The following is a 19,661-nucleotide window of genomic DNA, read 5'->3' on the forward strand; positions in this document are numbered from 1 at the left end:
GATGATCAGACCGTAGTACGCGGGCGCGTTATCCTTTCTTTGGAGTTGGCCAGGCTGTCAACTCAGGATCAACCCAGGCTTCAACCCGCCTCAGCCGTAATACTTGCTGACGACCTCCCCGAAGGCTTCTTCCACTGATTTTCCCTTGGTCATCAGTTCGGTAATTTCCTCGGTATGCTCGCTGATCGTGGGCGGCAGGGATTGCCTGTTATTCCTGAAATATTCATAACGCTGGGCGGCGAACATGTCCAACTGGCGCGCCTTCGCAGTCTTGGTCTCGCCAGTGCCGCCGGCTGCCTTGCGTGCGACCCGAACCCCGCGTGATCCGGTACGCGTGGCTGTGCCTATGCCGCTGATCAGTCTTTGTATCTGCTCAAGGCTCATGACGGCAGTCGCATTGGGGCCAATGAATTCCTCGCCCTGTACTGCAAGCAAATGGTGATTGCGATCGAAAGCCATGGTCTTGCCCAGTTCATTGATGACCTGATAGCCGGGCTGCGGGCCGCCGGCAACATAAGAAAACTGCACGCGATCGCCATAGGCCTGCATTTTTTCCAATACGCCGTTGAGGTATTCGACCGGGAGGTTGTCAATCTTGCCATCCCATCGTTTGATTCGTGTTGTCTTCAATATCTGCTTCCAAAAAAATAGGTGTGCCGTGACAACGGCATCATCACGGCAAAAAAATTAGCGGACCGCTATTATCCAGCAATCGGGAAAGGGAGGTATGACAAAGCTCAGTCAGGCGTGTTCAATTGTTGAAAAATTTGCCACCCCGGCTTTGAGGAAGGGGTAAAGAGGAAGAATTTGCGCCGGCTATGGCAACTGGCATTTGACAACGTCAAGAGCGGATGTCCCATGATATGCCATTGTGGGCACAACATGCGGCAACTGGAAGATAGGGGAAGAATAGCGGGCGAGTGGAAGGTAGAGGCCCATCAGCGGTCGACGCGGGAAGGTTTTAAGGCCGTTCCCGCTTATTGCCCGAGCACGCTCTACTGCAGGTACTGCTCCAGCATGAACAGCTCGTCGTGCAGTTGTTCCAGCGCGTGGCGGGTGTCTTTATGACGCGGCTGTTCACAGGTATGCAAGAGAAGGGCGCCAGTTGCTTTCAGATGCTCCCGATAGTCGCCGAGGCTTGCTGTGGCTTGACCGTTGTCCAGCATGACACGCAGGTGGGCCGAATCGCGGTTAAGGCTTTTCAGATAGGTCTGTACGCGTCCGTCCATATGCCTTTCGCACATTTCCCTTGCAACGCCGATGGATTGTTCGACGCGTGCTAGTTGCTCCTTGACCCTGCTTTGTTCCATATTCATCTCCGCTTCAACTCCAGACTGATCGAGCCGTGGCCCGTGGCGGTTTGAAAACGCCACTGGACAATATGTATCGCGAGCGTTCTGTTGCCTCGTGCAGGTCAAAGAAGCGCTAGCTCGTCAGGAAACGCACTTGTCAAAAGGATAGTTGACGCGGGAGTGTTACTCAATGTAACAAAAAATGACTTTAAGGAAACTTTTTTGCATTGGTGCCGGCCAGTGCGATAGACTTCGAGCCCGCAATGAATGGCACCTTTCAGTCGAATACCGGGCTAACGGATTGCTGCAAGAGCGCTTTGCGACACGTGGGTGCGAATGGGTTCCGTATCGTAAATGATAGTTAGCTTGCAGATCGACATGCGATCAGCGGTGAATTCGAAAATCATTACGCCCTCGAATTCGAGGGTCTTTCCATTGCTTAAGACCCAGGTATAGTGGAGCTGCATGGCCAGCGCGCCGCTGCTATCCAGCGATTGAAATACGTGCTTTAGGCGCGTTATCGTTTCCTTAGTGGTGCCGAGCAGCCATTCATGAAATTTACGCGCGCTCGATTGTCCTGTCAAAGGCGCATTAACAGTCGCTTCGTCGGCAAACAGGGTCAGGGCCTGTTCCAGATTTCCCCTGTTGATTGCTTCCTGGTATTTTCTACACAGTTCAAAGCTGTACATGTTGTTTTCATCATCGTTAATCCCAGTACGGGTGAAGCTATCCGCAATGCCATGATTCCGCAATCCCATGTTTATGTAGGAGATCCATGCTGCGGGCTGATGCTGCACCGGTTGGCGGCTGTGTTTGCCGTTTTATCATAAGTGAATGCGCGGCTGCGCCCACTTGCCTCGATAGTGGTGTGAGGGATGGCAATGCGCTCGCGTATCGGAAGCCCTATCATGCGGAAAAGCCTTATGGAGAATGCAATGACGACTCTGCAACATGCCATGTTTCGCCTCGCGGCGAGCCTTGCTCTGCTGGTTGCCATGTCAACTTGCGCGCTTGTCGCACGTGCCGACGAGGCGTTGTGGTCGCAGTTGCGACAGGGTGGCCACGTCATCCTGATGCGCCATGCCGTTACGCTATCCGGAATCGGCGATCCATCGAATTTCATGCTGGGCGACTGCAGCACGCAACGTAATCTCTCGGGACAAGGCCGTGACGATGCAAGGCGAATAGGTCGAATGTTCCGCGAAAAATCGATTCCCGTGGAGGATGTATGGACAAGCCGGTGGTGCCGCTGCATCGACACGGCGCTGCTGGCCTTTGAAAACGCAAAGACCATGCCTATGCTGGATTCGATATTCAATGACGATGCCAAGCGGGCTGCGGAGAAGACCGCGGAAGCGATGCGTGTGATTACGCGCGCCGAACTGAAGGGAAATCTGGTTCTAGTCACGCATCAGCAAAACATCCAGGCCCTGGTCGGGGAGTCCTTGTCATCGGGAGAAATGCTGGTTGCGCGAAAGGACCAGTCGGGCCGCCTCAAGCTGCTAGGTCGCCTGCAACCGCCATCGAGATAGCGTCGATGCAGGCTTCGACGCCAGGGACATAATAACGGCAGTTGGTAGTTGATCAGCTTTAATGCTGGCACGGATCGACCGGCGCCAATGGACGCCGGTCCCTTGTTCATCCTGCTTACTGCTCGGCGTACACTTCTCCCGGCCCACGCGGTCGTCCGGCTCGTGCCCACGCAGCCTGCTCAAGCTCATAGTCGCTTGCGCAGTCACTGTCGCAGAATTTGTGGTTCGGAGGAAGTGCTTCCTCGCAAAACCAGCAAGTGCCTTTTGCAGGCAGCGTCGGCTGCCGACGGCATGCCTCGATCGCCGCCATGCGGTTGCGTTCAATGTTGTCGTTGGCGACATCCGCTTCATCGCTCATCCCAGCCTCCTTATCGATGTTATGCATTTATGAATGAATTACGGCACCTGGCCGCGTTGCAAGAAATATATCGAAGCCGGCTGGCGAGGAGAATCGGAATCGTCTGTCTTTGCAGGTAGGAAAAATCGTACTTGGATACTTATTTGAAATTTCTCAAGCATGGACGAGGGGAGCGATCATCCATTCTGGTAAAAAAGAGAAGTGGGACGATGGATGGACGAGACGCCAATTATGAAAGCTGAGGGGACCGTCATTGCATGCAGAGAGTAATTTTGCAAAGAAATGTACTAAAAGGACTGGCAAAGAAATTGTCTTTGCGCTATGATGCGAGTCCTTCGCGGCTGTAGCTCAGCTGGATAGAGTACTTGGCTACGAACCAAGGGGTCGTGGGTTCGATTCCTGCCAGCCGCACCATAATTCGCGATAAGAACAAGGGCTTAGAGAGCAATCACTAAGCCCTTGTTTTTTGCCGGTTCATTTCCCTGTGGTGTTCACACGTTGTCATGCCGCGTTGCGCCATTCGACCGGCACGCCAACGATAGCGCAAGCCGATTACTTATTACCTGGCCGCGTTCAGGGTTCCGGTCAAGCCGTAAATCCTTGCGCCGACTTCCCATCAGTACCATCGGCTCGATCCTGAATGCACAGGCACCGTTCTTCAACGGGACAGCACCGTCAGATGCAGTCTGCCGAAGAATTCTTCAGCCATTCCGTAGGCGACATGCCGTACCAGGAGGTAAACGCCTTGGAAAAGCCTGGCTGATAGCTGTAGCCGGCGGCAAGCGCGACTTCCTTGACGGGTTTGCCTTCCCTGAGTTGGATCTTCGCCAGTTCCATCCGCCATCCCGTCAGGTATTCCGCCGGAGGCACGCCGACAATGTCGCGGAATCGATTGATAAACGTTGTACGCGACATGTGTGCCAACGCTGCCATGTCGTCTACCGACCATGCGCGCGCAGGTTCCGTATGAAGCGCCGCCAGCACAAGTGCGATCTGGGCATCCGACAGGCCAGCAATGACGCCGGTACGAAGCAGCTTCATTTTTCTCGCATGACGTACAAGATGAACCACAAGCATGTCGCACAAGTGATCCATGATCAGCCGCCTGCCAATATCATCCGCGGACGCTTCGATAAACAACAGGGACAATGTCGGCGATAGGCCCGTCTCTTCGTCCAGAGGCACGCACATCACATCCGGCAGGGCCAGCGCGATCGGATTGCGTGAGGCATGGTTGAAGCGCACGTTCGCGCACAACAGGGACGCCGCGCTTTCCGGCGGCACCACCAGCCTGTGGTCGTACGCGCGTGGATAGAACACCAGTGTCGGCTTGAGCACCTGAAGCGGCGGGCAATCCTTGTGCTCCATGATGATGGGGCCCTTGCTTACAAGGTGAAGATGCCCGACTCCTTCGCTGGCCTTGAACTGGTTCTGCCCGCAGAATTCGCCGCGGAAAAATACGGATGCGCTGAACCCAAAACGCGGAAGCAGTGATAACAATTTGTCCATGGAAACCTGACGCAAGATGATATCCGTACGAATTCGTATCAAATCAATACGATATGGTATGGCAATGTACGCTTATATACGGATTTGTACGGCAGCTTCATCATATCATTTCCATGCGGTAATACATGCCAGGCTGCTTGAGCTTTCCTGCATGAATTGACCATACCCGGCATGGCTCCCGATGCCATTTGTTTTGCCTTACCTCGAATCAGGACCATGACCGCCTACGCGAACATACGAATCGGTACCAAGCTTGGCATCAGCTTTGGCGTCGTTATCTTTCTTCTTGTCGTCCTTTGCACGGTATCGGTTATGCAAACCCGGACGACAACGAATTTGCTCGAGGAGCAGAGCAGAATACGCACCCAAAAACTTGAACAGTTATATGTCGTTCGCGAAGCGCTCGGCCAGACCGGCCTGGCGGCACGCAATGCCTACATCTTCAGCAACGAGGACGAGGCTGCCAAGGAACTCGCGCTGCTTGATCAGCAAAAGACGATTTACCTTGATGCGCTGGCAGGGCTGACGCCATTATTTGACGGTAATGCCGACTTCGATGCGATGCGCAAGGATCTTCTGGCAATGGCGGAAGAGCTAAAACGCCCCCGCCAGTACGTCGCAGCGAAAAACATGGAGGAGTTTGGAAAATTCCTTGTAAATGAGTGCAGTCCCTTGCGTCGGAAAATCGTCGCAGAAATAGATGTCGTCATCAAGGCTGTACAGCAAGCGGTAGAAACAGACGGCCGGAATCTTGAAGAGGCAACCGCGCAGTCAGGAATGCTGATTCTATTAATCTCGGCGATTGCCGTCGCGATCAGTATCGCCGTCGCCGTTGCGATCACACGAGGCCTGCTTCAACAACTGGGCGGAGAGCCAAGCGACGTGCGCCATATCGCAAGCCGGATTGCTGCCGGCGATCTGACAGTCGCAATCTCGACACGCCGCGATGACGATGCGAGCGTCGTCGCGGCCATGAAGAACATGCGCGACAGCTTGGCGGATGTCGTGGCGAAGATCCGCGCAAGCACCGATACGATCAGTTCCGCCTCTACCCAGATTGCGAGCGGCAACCAGGACTTGGCAGCCCGCACCGAGCAGCAGGCAAGCGCGCTGGAGGAGACGGCTTCCTCGATGAAAGAGCTGAACACGACCGTCAAACAAAATACCGAACATGCCCATCAGGCTAACGATCTGGCCTCTGCGGCGTCGTCGGTTGCGGTCAGGGGAGGGCAGGTGGTCTCGAAGGTGGTGGTGACGATGGGCGAGATCAACGATTCGGCAGCAAAAATTCCGACATCATCAGCGTCATCGATGGTATTGCATTCCAGACCAACATCCTGGCATTGAATGCGGCGGTGGAAGCGGCACGCGCCGGCGAGCAGGGGCGCGGCTTTGCCGTCGTCGCCACGGAAGTGCGGACTCTCGCGCAGCGCTCCGCCGCCGCAGCCAAGGAGATCAAGTTGCTGATAAGCGACTCCGTTGAAAAGGTAAGCACCGGAAGCCAACTGGTTGGCTTGGCTGGAAGTACAATGAACGAAATTGTCCAAAGTGTGAAGCGGGTGAATGACATCATGGCGGAAATTACCGCCGCGTCGCACGAGCAGAGCACCGGCTTGAATCAGGTCAACCAGGCCGTTGGACGGATGGACCAGGTGACGCAACAAAATGCCGCCTTGGTGGAACAGGCTGCAGCTACGGCCGAGTCACTCAGGCAGCAGGCCAGCAGCTTATTGCAACTGGTCAGCAGGTTCGAGATCGGTGATGCTGCGCAAGCAAACTCTCACTGAATTTTCTGTACGAATAGAATAGCGACAACACCAATTTTGACAAGCATCATCCGACGCTGCTCCGTACCGCAGAAATAAGTGATGCTTGGTCTTTTAGCAGCACCAATGAAGTAACGCCCTTAGTGCGCCCCGAACCTGCGCACCATCAAGTTGGTCACCGCCTGAAACCCGCGGCAATGCTTTGCTTTTTATTGACGATCATTTTCCCTCGTCAGTTAATCGTGCAATACGTGAGGTTCAGGTGAATCCCTTTCAAAGAAATAACGTTTCCCAGCACGGGGACGGCAATATCGCCATGGTGTTCGCCCATGGGTTTGGATGTGACAAAAACATGTGGCGCTTCGTATGGCCTGCATTCGAATCCCAGTTCAGGATTGTCTTGTTCGACCATGTCGGTGCCGGGCGCTCCGATACCTCGGAGTTCGAATCCCGGAAATACGCATCGCTCGAGCGCTATGCCGATGATGTATTGGAAATCTGCGCCGGCATTGATGCGGAAAATATCATTTTCGTCGGGCACTCCGTATCGGCAACGATAGGAGCGCTGGCATCAATCAAGGCACCTGATTTATTGTCCAGGCTTGTGATGGTCGCGCCGTCACCATGTTTTATCAATGACCGTGACTATGTCGGTGGCTTTGATCGGGACACCATGGATCGTCTGCTGGATTTCCTGGACGAGAATTTCGAAGCCTGGGCCAGCGCCATTGCGCCGACGGTGATGGGAAATCTGGATCGGCCGGAACTTGGAGCTGAACTGACCCAGAGCTTTTGCCGGATGGAGCCCGAAATAGCAAAGCATTTTGCGCGGCTGACCTTCAATTCCGACCATCGCAGCGATTTTGCGAAGGTGGAGATTCCAACGCTTGTAATGCAGTGTTCACAAGACGCGATTGCGCCGGATGCAGTGGGTTTGTATGTTCAGCAATGCATCAAGGGAAGTCATTTCGTGCAGTTGAAAGCTACCGGACATTGTCCGAACATGAGTGCGCCGGACGAAACGATCCACGCGATTCGCAAATTTCTGAATGAAGAAACCTACCGGTTGCGCTTGCAGGCATGAGTTTGTTGATGGCGCAAATGGAACCGGCGGGCAGGGTGGAAAAGATGGATGAGGGTCTCATCGTGCTTATCGATGAGCGGATTGACTTTGCGGATGACGATGCGCTCGCTCTTCTCGGTGTGAAGGGGCTGAGCGATGTTAAAGGAAAGTCCTATGCCGACATTGTTCTCGCCCAGCTTATGGAACCATCGAGCAGTGTGGCGCGATCTGACGATCAGACCGAGGAGGGTGTGATTCAATGTTGGCGGACTGCGGATGGAGCGACCATCAGCGTCCTGGTCAGGTTCGTTGCTGCCGCCAGCAGGCATGGACGCAAGGTCATGCTGGTAAGCGCTCCTGCGGACAGGGCATTGCTCGGAGAGCGGAACCGTGGAGAAGAACATTCGAGGCTTCGCGAGCGGCTCACCCTGGCGATCCGGGACGGGCATTTTTCGCTTCATTACCAACCCAAGGCAGACGTGCGTACTGGAAGGATTTCAGGGGTTGAAGCGCTCTTAAGGTGGCAGGACCCGATTCTTGGGAATGTATCGCCATCGGTTTTCATTCCGTTTGCCGAAGAGCACGGACTCATTATCGATATCGGCCGGTATGTCTTGCATGCTGCTTGTGCGCAGGTGCAACGGTGGCGCAATGACGGCCTGGGGGAATATCCGGTCGCCGTGAATCTGTCCGCCTGCCAGTTTCTGGATCCGGAACTGGTCAGTTACGTGCGGACTACTTTGGAAACAACCGGCCTGCCTCCGGAACTGCTGGAATTCGAGCTCACTGAAAGTGCCTCGATGGCGAACGCGGAACAAAGTATAAGCGTCATGAGGTCGTTGAAAGAACTCGGCATTTCAATCAGTATCGACGACTTCGGCACGGGCTTCTCAAACCTGAGTTATCTGAAGCGCTTCCCGGTAGACAAGTTAAAAATCGACCGCTCGTTTGTCATTGAAATGACCCAAAGTTCCGAGTCGCTATCGATCGTGCAGGCGGTGATCGCAATGGCACATCGCCTCAAGTTGAAAGTTGTCGCCGAGGGTGTTGAAACGCAAAAGCAGTTCTCCTTTCTTGCGTTGAATTACTGTGATGAAGTCCAAGGCTATTTTTTCAGCAGGCCATTGCCCCCTGGCGATTTTGAAATATTCGTCCGGGAGAGCAGTGTCTTGAAATCCGATCAAAACCTCGATCTCGCGCAAGCCATTCTTTTCGGCTGCAGGTAGCGTTGCTGTTTTCCCTTCCCGCAAGCCGAAGGCGCGTTGCCGGGGAACATGGACACATAAAACAAGTCGCCTCCACATTTCGTTCGCAACCGGTTCGCGCTTCCCTTTTTGGAGCCCGCCTGCCGAAGACAGGCCTCAGGATCTATAAGGAGCGCGGGCTCCGCTAATACCCGACTCGGGCTTGCATCCAAAGCGTTGCGCAATCGCAATGCCTGCGTCAACCACTCTGGAACACTTTTTCCTTTCCGAAGCCTAACTTGTCGATATGTCTTGAAAATCGTCATGTCGTGGCGGCAAACGCCGTTCCGAGCTTCCCATTTGGCGTTCACCTACCTCAGATTTCTATTCGTGTCCGACGAGTCCATCAATCCTGGCATCAACATTAGCACCGCCGTCGTGGTCGTGCTTACCATCGCCGTGCTATACGTCGGGCGCGATATTTTCGTGCCATTCGCGCTCGCCATTCTGCTGAGCTTCATGCTGGCGCCGCCGGTTGCCTGGCTGCGCCGCGTCCGCATTCCGCGTACCGCCGCCGTGGTCTTTGTGGTCAGCGGCGCGGTGGCAATGGTTGCCGGCGTATCCGTATTGATGGGAAGCCAGGTGGTTGCATTGTCCGAGAACCTGCCGACTTACCAGAAGACGATGCAGATGAAAATACGCTCCATTCGATCGGCCGCGCCGGGAGGGGGGGCAATAGACCGCACCTCGGCGGTGATCCAGGCGCTGGGGCAGGAATTGTCGGAAGTGGCCGGCACCACCACGCAGCGTCCCAAGGGAAGCACATCGAATCAGACGAAGAAGCAGCCCATGCCGGTAATCATCGAGGAGGGCGAACAGCACCCGGTGGAGACCGTGCGTAGCGTAGCCGGTTCATTGATGGGACCCGTCAGCACTGCCGGCCTGGTGATCGTTTTCATCTTCTTCGTCCTGCTTGCGCCCAGCGACCTGCGCGACCGCTTCATTCGGTTGGCCGGTACCGACCTGCACCGCACCACGGAAGCATTGAGTGAAGCGGCCAGCCGCGTCAGCCGCTACCTGCTGATGCAGCTGGTCGTGAACGCGACCTACGGTATTCCCCTCGGCATCGGGCTGTATCTGATCGGCGTTCCGGGAGCATTCCTGTGGGCCCTGCTGGCGACGCTGCTGCGCTTCATTCCCTACCTCGGCCCCGTTATCGCGGCGATATTTCCAATGATGCTCGCGTTCGCGGTCGACCCTGGCTGGAACATGCTGCTCTGGACCGGAGCGCTGATTCTCGTGCTTGAGCTGGTCAGCAACAACATCATCGAACCCTGGCTTTATGGCTCGAGCACAGGCATGACACCGATGGCGGTGATCTTGTCGGCGATTTTCTGGACCTTGCTGTGGGGGCCCGTCGGATTGATACTTGCCACTCCCCTCACCGTGTGTTTCGTCGTCATGGGACGCTATGTGCCTCAGCTGACTTTCATCGACGTCCTGCTCGGAAGCGATCCGGTCCTGTCGGCGGATGAACGCATCTATCAGCGCCTCCTGGCCGGCAATGTGGAAGAGGCCATCGATATTGCGGAAGGCGAAGTAGCGGAAGATTCGCTTCTGTCGTTTTACGACAGGGTCGCCTTGCCCGCGCTGCGGCTTGCCGAGAATGCCCGGGAGCGAGGCGCCAGCAGGGAAGACCGCAAGAATGTCGCCGACGGGATTCGTGCGGTCGTCGCGGACCTGCATGAATTCGAATTGCGCCGGTCGGAAGAAGACGGCGTGTACGGCAACCGCTGGCTGGGAACGCCCGTGCTGTGCGTCGCCGGCCGCGGCGAACTCGACTATGCTGCGGCCACGCTGCTGGTCCACGTGCTTGAAAGCCGCGGCATCGGGGCGCGCGTCGTCGAGTCGAGCGCGATCAGTCTGGACAACATCGGCAGCCTCGATCTGGCCGGAGTCGAGGTGATTTGCCTGTCCTATCTCAACCCCACGCCGAAGGCCTATGCTCGCTTTGTCTGCCGCCGCCTGAAGCCGCGATCGCGACGCCTGAAAATCGTGATCGGCGCGTGGAATCTTGCAGCCGAAGCCGGTACGCCGGAAAAGCTCGCCGCAGACGCGGGAGCGGACTCGGCGGCAACCAGCGTCGAGGCCGTTGCGCATATGGTCGAGGAAATCGTCGGGCAGGCAACTGCCCCGACAAACCTGCTACCCGTTCCTATTCCGGCGGAGGAAGAGGCAAGGTTGCAGGCGTTGCAGGCCAGCGGGGCGCTCGATCCAGACAACAGCGTTCACCTGGACCGGGTTGCGCACACGGTCGCCGATGCCATGGACATGCCCATCGCCATGGTTTCCCTGATCGACGAAAGCCTGCAATTGTGGAAGGGGGCATGGGGCTTGCCGGCGGAACTTGAAAGATCGCGCCAGGGTACGCGCGAGACGTCCGTCTGCAATTACGTCGTGGTCGCCAATGCACCGCTCGTGGTCGAAGATACCGCGCGCGATCCGCGTTTCGCGCAAAATCCGCTGCTGCGCGAAAACGGTATGCGCTTCTATGCCGGCGTTCCCCTGCGCACAAGCTCCGGTCATGTGATTGGTTCGCTTTGCGTGATCGACTTGAAGCCACGTACCTTGAGCCCGCGCGAACTCAAGCTCATGCAGGTGATCGCTGACGAGTTGATGGCCGAACTGGCGAAAGGGCGCAAGCCTGTACAGGAATCGGACACGGTCGGCGCCGAGGCTGGTTATCTGCCGCAGCAATAAGTCCGTACTGGACGGAAATCGGCGTGATAGCGAAGCGTGCTGCATGTTATTAAAAATTCAAGCTCGCCTGATGCCGCCATCGGAACCTTTATTATCGGCCGGCGACGGATCAAGTGAGAGCAGCTTGCAGCCCGTTCAGATAATGCAGTAAAGTTGCTTGCAATAAGCGAAAAATTTCCGACCTGCTCCCATGCAAATTGCTCCGATTCCCGTCAACGAGCCGCAACGGCTCGAGGCGTTGCGCGCCTTGCTGATACTCGATACTCCTCCTGAAGAGCGTTTTGACCGTATTGTTGAATTCGCCGCAGCTGAGTTCGATGTTCCCATCGCGCTTCTCTCGCTGATCGACGAGAAGCGGCAGTGGTTCAAGTCCAGGATAGGAATCGGGTTGTGCGAAACGCCGCGCAATATTTCATTTTGCGGCCATGCGATCCATTGCAAGGACATCCTTGTTGTCCCGGATGCGCGTGTCGACGAGCGGTTCGTCGACAATCCGCTGGTTCTTGGCGCTCCCTTCATCCGCTTTTATGCCGGTGCGCCCCTGATCATGCCGGGAGGGCAGGCAATCGGCACACTCTGCCTGATCGACACGAAGGTCCGGCGCATTGATTCGACAGACCTGTCCATTCTTGCGTCGCTGCGAGATCTCGTGGTCAGTGAAATGCTGTCGCCAGGTGAAATGCCCGAGGTCGGCGCATGAATTCGACGCGAATACCGGCATCCGCGCCGTCCGTGCCCATGCAAACTGCAGCGACGAAGGCTTTCCGGTCGGGTGCAATGCTGCTCGTGGAAAAAGATGCCTTGCTCCGCCGCACCGTCGCGCTCACTGCGCGTACCCTGGGCATAGGACACATTCATGAAGCCGCAAGCCAATCAGCAGCGATCCGCATGCTCGGCGAGCGTTCCTATTACGGCGCCGTCATCGCACTTGATTTCGGGGAGCGACGTTATGCGCAATATGATTTCGGCCTGCTCAATGAAATACGGACGAGTGCGGATCCGGCTTGCCGCGATATGCCGGTTGCCGTGCTGGTCGATCACTGCGACACCGTTCTCCTGCAGGAGCTGCGGCATCGCAAGGTGACGCGCGTGATACTCAAGCCATTTCGCGCGCGTACCCTGCTCGACACGTTTTCCGAGTTCAAGGAGCAGCTGCGACAAGCATCCGAGCTGCGTTAGATTCCTGGTGTTTCCGTCGTGCCGACGGCGGCGGCGCTGGAAGCCGGGATCTTGATCGAACCATCCGGTCTTTCGTAAGTGCCGATCAGGCAGCCGCTGGCGATCCCGTGTTCCTCGATCGCCTTGAGCAGTGCCTCGCGGCCCGGCGTCTTCGGCAAGGCCGTATCGCCATGCAGCGCAAACACCTGGAATGCATAGCGATGCACACCATGGCCGGGAGGCGGATCAGGCGGAAGCCAACGCGTGCGCAGATAGGAGTTGCGGCCGATATCGGCATCAAGCTCGTCGTCTCCCAGTGCGCCTTCCGCCAGACTGCCGTCCTTCGGCGGCAAAGAAACCACGATCGCATGCACCAGCGGATGCGGCGTTGGCGCATCGGCATCCTCGACCAGCACCGCGATGGAGTTGGTCTGGTCCGGAATGCCGGTCCACTCCAGTGGCGGCGACTTGCCCTCACCGTCCGCCGTATATTGCGCCGGTATCGCCTCATGATCGCCAAAGGCCAGACTTGTCACTGTGATCGCCGCGGTTCCATTGCGCAGGTCGATCAAATTGAAGGCAATGCTGTCCAGGCCGGCACGGCGATCATGCAATGCATGGCCTATTACGCTTGGCAATTTTTCGAGCATCCGGGTTCCTCCTGAAAACGTGCGCAACTGTTCGCGATAGTGATGGTGCTGAAGCCCTCGTTATTTGGCGCGGACGTGAACTGCCATGGAGGCACGTCGCCGCACGGTTGTCATCCAGGCTCCTGCATGTTGCATGGATTCGTCTCGACTGAACCCGTTCCCGGCTTTAATGGAAATTGCCTCGACACGAAACGAGGCGTTCAATTCCATGCTGTTGGCCGTTATGGAAGCGTCGCATCAGGCTCGTGGTACAGGACGAGAATTCTTGACATAGACCATGCGCGCTTTTGCGCGCCGATCGCCCAGAATCTGTCGGAGCTCCTGAATGCTTGCGCCGGTGCATTCGGATATCCACAACAACAGGGACGCGGCAACAGGTAACCGGCGGCTGCGAATCCTGCTGATGACCGAGTCCGCGACCTGCAGTTTGCGTGACAGAGCCTTATCGCTGTTCACGCCGAGTCGGGCAAGCACCGTGTCTAGCAGTCGGTTAGGGTCATAGTCCAAAGAAGCGTTTGAGAGAGTTTGTGTATTCATTGCGTCGAACGAATAAATTTTTCCGAAAGAGCGGCTGATATAGTGACGATGTGAAAAGAGTATGCGCGATTCAGAAACTATCGTTCGGGCTTGGACGCGCAGATGTCACAATGACGGCGTAAAGACTCGCCGTTCAACCGTATCGCTACTTGGTTAAGAAATAGTGCGCTGTGTGAAGGGCGTTGGTTCACAAGCGCCTTCTTGATGCATTAAAAGAAAGGCAAGCATTTTTCAGGCCAGCTTAACTCAGTGTTTCGGCCTAGTTTCGAGTGGCAGTGACAGCACGGGTCTGATGACGGAAGCTCCCGTCCTGAAATCCCCGCACTTCGCGTGTGCATGCGCTGCAGTCGGCAGGAACGGGAAAGTATGTATCTGAAACTATGTATCTAATTCAATGCAAGAGAAAAACTTTCATACGCAAAGCTTTTCTGCTCTGCATCAGTATTTCCGAGGCTAACGATTGTGCTGGGTAATATGTGTCCGATGTGCAAGTTGCTTGCCACGCAACCAGGAAACCATTCGTGCTATTCCCCAGGATAATGCAGCCAGAATTGAAATCGTCAGCACGAGGACACCGCCAATCATCAGCAACAAGGCGAACGCAACGACTGCCGCTACGCCTGCGCCAAGCAGTTTCAGTTGCCACCACCGGCCCAGCATGGCTTGCAGTACATTCGTGGATGTCTTGCCTTGTTCAGAGTTGACGCCAGCACGCGCACCGCGCTCGGGATTGTCGCCGCCGTGGTTGGGCTGAGGCGTGTCAACAAGTTCCCATTCAGTCTTTTCAGACATCGCGTACTCCATTGAAGGAATTGGAAAGGCCTTATGATAAAACGATTCCGCTTATTGCAGAAGCGATGGAAAGAGGCCTTTTTCTTCGGTAAAACCGAAGGTTGCAATAGCCGCTTTCAATATCGCAATGCAGCTACTGTCCTGCTGCAGCGACAGGTAATGAAGACCTGACCTGCGCCCAGTCGAAACGCAATGGCGTGTACTGCCTTGACGGCAACCCGGCGATCATCGCGCGCAAACGCTGCTGTCGCTCGGCAGATGCCGGATGCGTGGCAAGCATCGATGGCAGCGTGCCGTTTTCCTTGTCTGCAAGCTTGGCGAAGAAATCCGCCATGGGATGCGGAGCAATGCCGGCGTCCACGAGGAGGCGCAAGCCTTCCCGATCTGCATCCGTTTCGGCGTCCCGCGAAAACTTCAGTTCGGTCAGCTTGCCGGCGGCATTGCCCAGTGCAGTGCCGGTCCAGTCGCCGATGGCAAGCGCCAAGAGGACGCTGAAGCCGGCCGTTTTCATCAAATTCTTCAGGCTATGTCTTTGCTCGACATGCGCAACTTCATGCGCGAGCACGCCGGCCAGCTCTTCGGCGCGCGCCGTCTGTGCAATCAAGCCGGAGTAAACCACAATGACGCCGCCAGGCGCGGCAAAGGCATTGATTTCCTTATTGTCCGCAACGAACCATCGGTACCGGTAGCGTGAATCCGATGTCAATGCGGCGCCGATCGCCGTGACGGCTTCATGCGCGGGTCCGCTTTCGATAAGCTTCATCTGCGCGCGCGTTTGGGCAAGGACGAGATCGCCTATGCGCTCTTCATAGCGCACCGGAACCTTTTCCGCCGCCCAATCGACAAGACGTCCAATGTTCAGGAGAAAGGCTAGCAGCAGCAACAGGGGCAGGGCAACAACGGCGCCGTATACGAACGCCGCGGCGCCGAATCGGCGGCCCATGCGACGCTGGGCGGCGGTAGCGCGTGCGAATGCTTGACGCAGCGAGTCGGGCGCACCCGAAGTCAGCCGCGTGCGGTCTTCGTCGACTTCGACAAAGAAGGTATAGCTGCCATCCATCGCGTTCCATGACAGCCTAAGCTGACGAAGATTGAAACCCGCCGCTTCGATTTGCAGGCTCGCGCCGTCGGCACGATAGAGTTCGTTCTGCGTCTGCACGACAAGGGTCGAACCGTCCCACCACGCCCGCGCGCCCGCGCCGGCACCGGCGATGCCGGCACCGAACAGGCGGCCGTGGAACGCCGAAGCGTTCAATCGTCGTCACCGCCCAGCAGGCCGCCCAGGCCGCCGCCGATCGCACCGGCGCCCAGGAGGGAACTGCTGCTGGAGGATCCCGAGGCAGGCGCCGCCGTCATCAGCCGATTGGCAAGGCGCGACAGCGGCAGCGACTGCAGCCAGATTTTGCCTGGTCCGCGTAGTGTTGCGAAGAACAGGCCTTCGCCGCCGAAGATGGCAGACTTGATCTTGCCGACGAACTTGATGTCGAAATCGACCTGGGGCTGGAATGCCACCACGCAACCTGTATCGACCCTAAGTACTTCTCCCGGCGCCAGCGTTTTCTCGACCAGCATTCCGCCGGCATGGACGAACGCCCAGCCGTCGCCTTCTAGCTTTTGCATGATGAATCCCTCGCCGCCGAACAGGCCGGCACCAAGCCGGCGCTGCAAGGCGATGCCCAGCGATACGCCCTTTGCCGCGCACAGGAATGAATCTTTCTGGCAGACTAGCGCGCCGCCGATATCGGCGAGATGGATGGGTATGATCTTGCCGGGATACGGCGCCGCGAACGCGACACGGGCTTTCTGTCCGCCTTCGTTGTGGAATACGGTAGTAAACATCGATTCGCCGGTCAGCAGGCGCTTGCCCGCGCCAAGCAGCTTGCCAAACAATCCGCCCTGCTGGGATCCGTCGCCGAAGACGGTATCCATCTCCACGCCGTCCTGCATGAACATCATCATTCCGGCTTCGCCGACCGCCGCCTCGCCCGGATCGAGTTCCACTTCGACATACTGCATGTCCGAACCGAAGATTTCATAATCAATTTCATCCATTGCCATGGCATTCTCGCTTTCTCAGGTAGGTGGGGATCAGGAGCTGGCGCATGCGGCTGCGCTCGGCGGCATTATAGTCGGCGGCGGATCGACGCAGATACTGATCCGGCCAATCCGGCCCTCATGTATAGGCCAGAAGGCGTCCGCAGGCGATCACGCCTACCCAGAGCGCCATCGACAGCCCGGCATGAAGACGGGCCAGGGGCGGTGCGCTCGCAAGCGTGTTCCATTCATCGACGCTGCGGTAGACGCCGGTATGGAAAATGGCCGCGTTGATGCCCGCCGCCATGATCAGCAGCAGCTTGAGCACGAAGATTCGGTTGGAAATGAAATCGCCGGGATGCGCGGCAAACATCATCAGTCCCGCCGGCACCACGAACAGCAGGCCCATGACCGACCATCGCAGCAGGTGCCTTGCCATGGCCGTGACCGGGAGGTTTTTCGACAGGCCGAGCACGCGCAGGTCGAACATGAAGACGGCGCCGACGAGAAACACGAAGCCGACGATGTGAAAGATTTCGACGATGGGGTACATCCATAGGCTCGATCGCATGGCGCTGCCCAGCGCCGTCGCTTCCAGCCAGCCGAAGCCGCCGCCCATGGGCATGGGCTGCATCAGCGCAGCTCCGTGGTCTTGCCGCCGATGGTAATGCGTTCCGCCCGCAGTTCGTCAGGCTTGTTGCGGTTGGGGTAGCCGTAGACCGTGGCCTTGCCGCCCGGGTTGAGCAGTTCCTTTTGCAGACCACGGTTCTCCATGCGGGTCGGAGGCGCCAGGACCACGTTCCAGGTCTTGTCCGCGGTCTTGAGCTGCACGATGCCATGCGGATGGGAGTACCCGGATTCCTGAATGGTGCCCGACAGCTGCAGGGGCTTGTCGGCGTCGTATTCGCTCCAGCCATGGTGGGCGAGTGCGCTGGTGGCGGCGAACATGGCGGCGATGGCGAGATATTTCATGGTCGTGTCCTCATGGTGGATTGCGGCAAACATGCTGGGTTGTGAGCGTGCAAGAGACAGTGACGCGGACCCCGAATATACCGCGTCGCGTCGCCGCCGGCGATGCCGGCTCGCAGTGCGCAGACCCCACTTGCTTGAGATGAATCAAACCGATAGCCGGGAGCCATGCCTACTTTGAAAAGACCAGCCGTCGCCGCGCTTCCACAGGTTGCATGACATGGTCCAGCGGCAAGACATGGGTCTGCTTGATGCGCTTGAGGGCGATATTGGACTTGACATTGACCACGCTCGGCAGGCGCAGCAGGCGCTTCATCATGAATTCGGAAAACGATGCGAGATCGGGGGTCACGACGCGCAGTACATAGTCGGCTTCCCCGCTGACGGAGAGGCACTCCAGCACTTCAGGCATGTCGGCGACCGCGCGTTCGAAGGCGTCTCCCTGCGCTTCGCCATGCCGTCCGAGCGTGACCGAGGTAAAGGCGGTGACGCCGAGCCCGACCACGTCGAGGTCGAGGATGGCGGCGTAATGGCTGATGACCTTGGTCTCTTCCAGGCGCTGGATGCGTCGGCTGACCTGAGAAGTGGAGAGGTGAATTCTTTCGCCAAGCGTGCTGTTGGTCAGCTTGCCGTCACGCTGCAGTTCGGCCAGCAATTCCAGATCGTGGCGGTCTACGGTTACCGATGACATATGTTTCCCGGATTATGGACTATCTATGAACAAAATGTGCATGTATTGTGAAATATATACCAAAATATGCGCACCTATTGCAAAGTTCGCGCACTAAAATATTTTCATGCCGATTCGATGTTGAAAACATCAGGCAATGCCCGCGCCGGACCGTGCAACATGCTTTTTCATATGCGGTCGAACCAGCGGTTGCGGACGCAGCATCCATTTCTAGCCATCCTCACTTGACCGGGAACACATCATGTCCGATATCTTTGAAAATCCGATGGGCCTCATGGGCTTCGAATTCGTCGAGTTCGCATCGCCGACTCCCGGTGTGCTCGAGCCGATCTTCGAAATGATGGGCTTTACCAAGGTCGCGAAGCACCGTTCGAAGGATGTTGTCCTGTACCGTCAGGGCGGCATCAATTTCATCGTCAACAACGAACCGAAAAGCATCGCCTCCTATTTTGCCGCCGAGCACGGTCCGTCCGCCTGCGGCATGGCATTCCGCGTGCGCGATGCGCACAAGGCCTACAACCGCGCGCTCGAACTCGGCGCGCAGCCGATCGAGATCCCGACCGGCCCGATGGAACTGCGCCTGCCGGCCATCAAGGGCATCGGCGGCGCGCCGCTCTATCTGATCGACCGCTTCGAGGAAGGCAAGTCAATCTATGACATCGACTTCGAATTCATCGAAGGCGTCGACCGCAATCCGAAGGGCGCGGGCCTGAAGATCATCGATCACCTGACCCACAATGTCTACCGCGGCCGCATGAGTTTCTGGGCCGGTTTCTATGAGAAGCTGTTCAACTTCCGCGAGATCCGTTACTTCGACATCAGCGGTGAATACACCGGCCTGACTTCCAAGGCCATGACCGCGCCCGACGGCATGATCCGCATCCCGCTCAATGAGGAATCGAAGAAGGGCGGCGGCCAGATCGAGGAATTCCTGATGCAGTTCAACGGCGAGGGCATCCAGCACATTGCATTGCTGACCGACGACCTGCGCGAAACCCTCGACCAACTGAAGCTGGCCGGCGTATCGTTCGTGCCGGCGCCTCCCGAGACCTACTACGAGATGCTGGAAGAGCGCCTGCCCGGCCACGGCGAGGAAGTATCTTCGCTGAAGACGCGCGGCATCCTGGTCGACGGCAACACCAAGAGCGGCGACAAGCGCCTGCTGCTGCAGATCTTTTCGCAATCGGTGTTCGGCCCGGTGTTTTTCGAATTCATCCAGCGCAAGGGCGATGACGGTTTCGGCGAGGGCAACTTCAAGGCACTGTTCGAATCGATGGAACGCGATCAGATCCGCCGCGGCGTGCTGCAGACCGCCTGATATAGTCGGTTGCCGGTCTGCCCAGACCGGCCCGTATCTCGTGTCCGC

Annotated in this window: 19 protein-coding genes, 1 tRNA gene and 1 pseudogene; 9 read left to right on the plus strand and 12 right to left on the minus strand. The window is 57.1% G+C overall.

Going from position 1 to position 19,661, the window contains the following annotated elements; translation table 11 throughout:
• Positions 1-90: 90 nt before the first annotated feature.
• From RY831_RS17240 to RY831_RS17250, 3 genes are all read right to left on the minus strand, one after another.
• Entirely contained in the window at positions 91-630 is a 540-nt protein-coding gene (locus RY831_RS17240) for a hypothetical protein (RefSeq protein ID WP_326507616.1), read from the minus strand.
• A 365-nt stretch (positions 631-995) separates the two neighbouring features.
• Complete coding sequence (locus RY831_RS17245; RefSeq protein ID WP_326507617.1) at positions 996-1,316, minus strand: hypothetical protein; 321 nt, start codon at positions 1,314-1,316, stop codon at positions 996-998.
• Between the two features lie 269 nt (positions 1,317-1,585).
• Complete coding sequence (locus RY831_RS17250) at positions 1,586-2,050, minus strand: nuclear transport factor 2 family protein (RefSeq protein WP_326507618.1); 465 nt, start codon at positions 2,048-2,050, stop codon at positions 1,586-1,588.
• 177 nt (positions 2,051-2,227) lie between these two features.
• Here RY831_RS17250 and RY831_RS17255 point away from each other — a divergent pair, with 177 nt between their 5' ends.
• Positions 2,228-2,824: a histidine phosphatase family protein gene (locus tag RY831_RS17255; RefSeq protein ID WP_326507619.1), complete on the plus strand. Its 597-nt coding sequence runs from the start codon at positions 2,228-2,230 to the stop codon at positions 2,822-2,824.
• A 115-nt stretch (positions 2,825-2,939) separates the two neighbouring features.
• Here the strand turns inward: RY831_RS17255 and RY831_RS17260 are convergent, their stop codons facing one another.
• Complete coding sequence (locus RY831_RS17260) at positions 2,940-3,182, minus strand: hypothetical protein (protein ID WP_326507620.1); 243 nt, start codon at positions 3,180-3,182, stop codon at positions 2,940-2,942.
• Between the two features lie 337 nt (positions 3,183-3,519).
• On the opposite strand from RY831_RS17260, the gene RY831_RS17265 reads away from it, so the two are divergent.
• A tRNA-Arg gene (locus RY831_RS17265) sits at positions 3,520-3,596 on the plus strand.
• Positions 3,597-3,857: 261 nt separating this feature from the next.
• Here RY831_RS17265 and RY831_RS17270 read toward each other — a convergent pair.
• Entirely contained in the window at positions 3,858-4,691 is an 834-nt protein-coding gene (locus RY831_RS17270; protein ID WP_326507621.1) for a helix-turn-helix domain-containing protein, read from the minus strand.
• Positions 4,692-4,907: 216 nt separating this feature from the next.
• On the opposite strand from RY831_RS17270, the pseudogene RY831_RS17275 reads away from it, so the two are divergent.
• The 6 genes and pseudogenes from RY831_RS17275 (at position 4,908) to RY831_RS17305 (ending at position 12,643) form a co-directional block, all read left to right on the plus strand.
• Positions 4,908-6,478, plus strand: a pseudogene (locus tag RY831_RS17275) (methyl-accepting chemotaxis protein).
• A 241-nt stretch (positions 6,479-6,719) separates the two neighbouring features.
• Complete coding sequence (locus RY831_RS17285) at positions 6,720-7,541, plus strand: alpha/beta fold hydrolase (RefSeq protein WP_326507624.1); 822 nt, start codon at positions 6,720-6,722, stop codon at positions 7,539-7,541.
• Between the two features lie 8 nt (positions 7,542-7,549).
• Complete coding sequence (locus tag RY831_RS17290; protein ID WP_326507625.1) at positions 7,550-8,746, plus strand: putative bifunctional diguanylate cyclase/phosphodiesterase; 1,197 nt, start codon at positions 7,550-7,552, stop codon at positions 8,744-8,746.
• Positions 8,747-9,094: 348 nt separating this feature from the next.
• On the plus strand, positions 9,095-11,464 hold the full coding sequence (locus tag RY831_RS17295; protein ID WP_326507626.1) for an AI-2E family transporter: 2,370 nt from the start codon (positions 9,095-9,097) through the stop codon (positions 11,462-11,464).
• A gap of 190 nt (positions 11,465-11,654) precedes the next feature.
• Positions 11,655-12,164, plus strand: a complete 510-nt coding sequence (locus RY831_RS17300; RefSeq protein WP_326507627.1) for a GAF domain-containing protein — start codon at positions 11,655-11,657, stop codon at positions 12,162-12,164.
• A complete protein-coding gene (locus RY831_RS17305) occupies positions 12,161-12,643 on the plus strand; it encodes a response regulator (RefSeq protein ID WP_326507628.1) in 483 nt (160 codons plus the stop codon). Before RY831_RS17300 ends, RY831_RS17305 begins: the two co-directional genes overlap by 4 nt.
• Here the strand turns inward: RY831_RS17305 and RY831_RS17310 are convergent.
• The 7 genes from RY831_RS17310 to RY831_RS17340 all read right to left on the minus strand — a co-directional run bounded on the left by RY831_RS17310 (position 12,640) and on the right by RY831_RS17340 (position 18,295).
• Complete coding sequence (locus RY831_RS17310; RefSeq protein WP_326507629.1) at positions 12,640-13,272, minus strand: YbhB/YbcL family Raf kinase inhibitor-like protein; 633 nt, start codon at positions 13,270-13,272, stop codon at positions 12,640-12,642. The genes RY831_RS17305 and RY831_RS17310 overlap by 4 nt on opposite strands.
• A 990-nt stretch (positions 13,273-14,262) precedes the next feature.
• Positions 14,263-14,601: a hypothetical protein gene (locus RY831_RS17315; protein WP_326507630.1), complete on the minus strand. Its 339-nt coding sequence runs from the start codon at positions 14,599-14,601 to the stop codon at positions 14,263-14,265.
• A gap of 133 nt (positions 14,602-14,734) precedes the next feature.
• Positions 14,735-15,856: a M48 family metallopeptidase gene (locus RY831_RS17320; RefSeq protein WP_326507631.1), complete on the minus strand. Its 1,122-nt coding sequence runs from the start codon at positions 15,854-15,856 to the stop codon at positions 14,735-14,737.
• The gene (locus tag RY831_RS17325) at positions 15,853-16,659 is read right to left on the minus strand and encodes a TIGR00266 family protein (RefSeq protein ID WP_326507632.1); all 807 of its coding nucleotides are present in this window, start codon (positions 16,657-16,659) and stop codon (positions 15,853-15,855) included. The genes RY831_RS17320 and RY831_RS17325 overlap by 4 nt, the downstream gene beginning before the upstream one ends.
• A gap of 115 nt (positions 16,660-16,774) precedes the next feature.
• On the minus strand, positions 16,775-17,269 hold the full coding sequence (locus tag RY831_RS17330; RefSeq protein WP_326507633.1) for a DUF6644 family protein: 495 nt from the start codon (positions 17,267-17,269) through the stop codon (positions 16,775-16,777).
• Complete coding sequence (locus RY831_RS17335; protein WP_326507634.1) at positions 17,269-17,607, minus strand: DUF6152 family protein; 339 nt, start codon at positions 17,605-17,607, stop codon at positions 17,269-17,271. The genes RY831_RS17330 and RY831_RS17335 overlap by 1 nt, the downstream gene beginning before the upstream one ends.
• Before the next feature lie 169 nt (positions 17,608-17,776).
• A complete protein-coding gene (locus tag RY831_RS17340; protein WP_326507635.1) occupies positions 17,777-18,295 on the minus strand; it encodes an Lrp/AsnC family transcriptional regulator in 519 nt (172 codons plus the stop codon).
• 241 nt (positions 18,296-18,536) lie between these two features.
• Between RY831_RS17340 and hppD the strand changes: the two genes are divergently transcribed.
• Positions 18,537-19,613 carry a 4-hydroxyphenylpyruvate dioxygenase gene (gene hppD / locus RY831_RS17345; RefSeq protein WP_326507636.1) on the plus strand — a complete coding sequence of 359 codons (1,077 nt, stop codon included), beginning with the start codon at positions 18,537-18,539 and terminating at the stop codon, positions 19,611-19,613.
• Positions 19,614-19,661: the final 48 nt, after the last annotated feature.

Source organism: Noviherbaspirillum album (assembly GCF_035916955.1).
In the GTDB taxonomy this organism is placed as follows: Bacteria; Pseudomonadota; Gammaproteobacteria; order Burkholderiales; family Burkholderiaceae_D; genus Noviherbaspirillum; species Noviherbaspirillum album.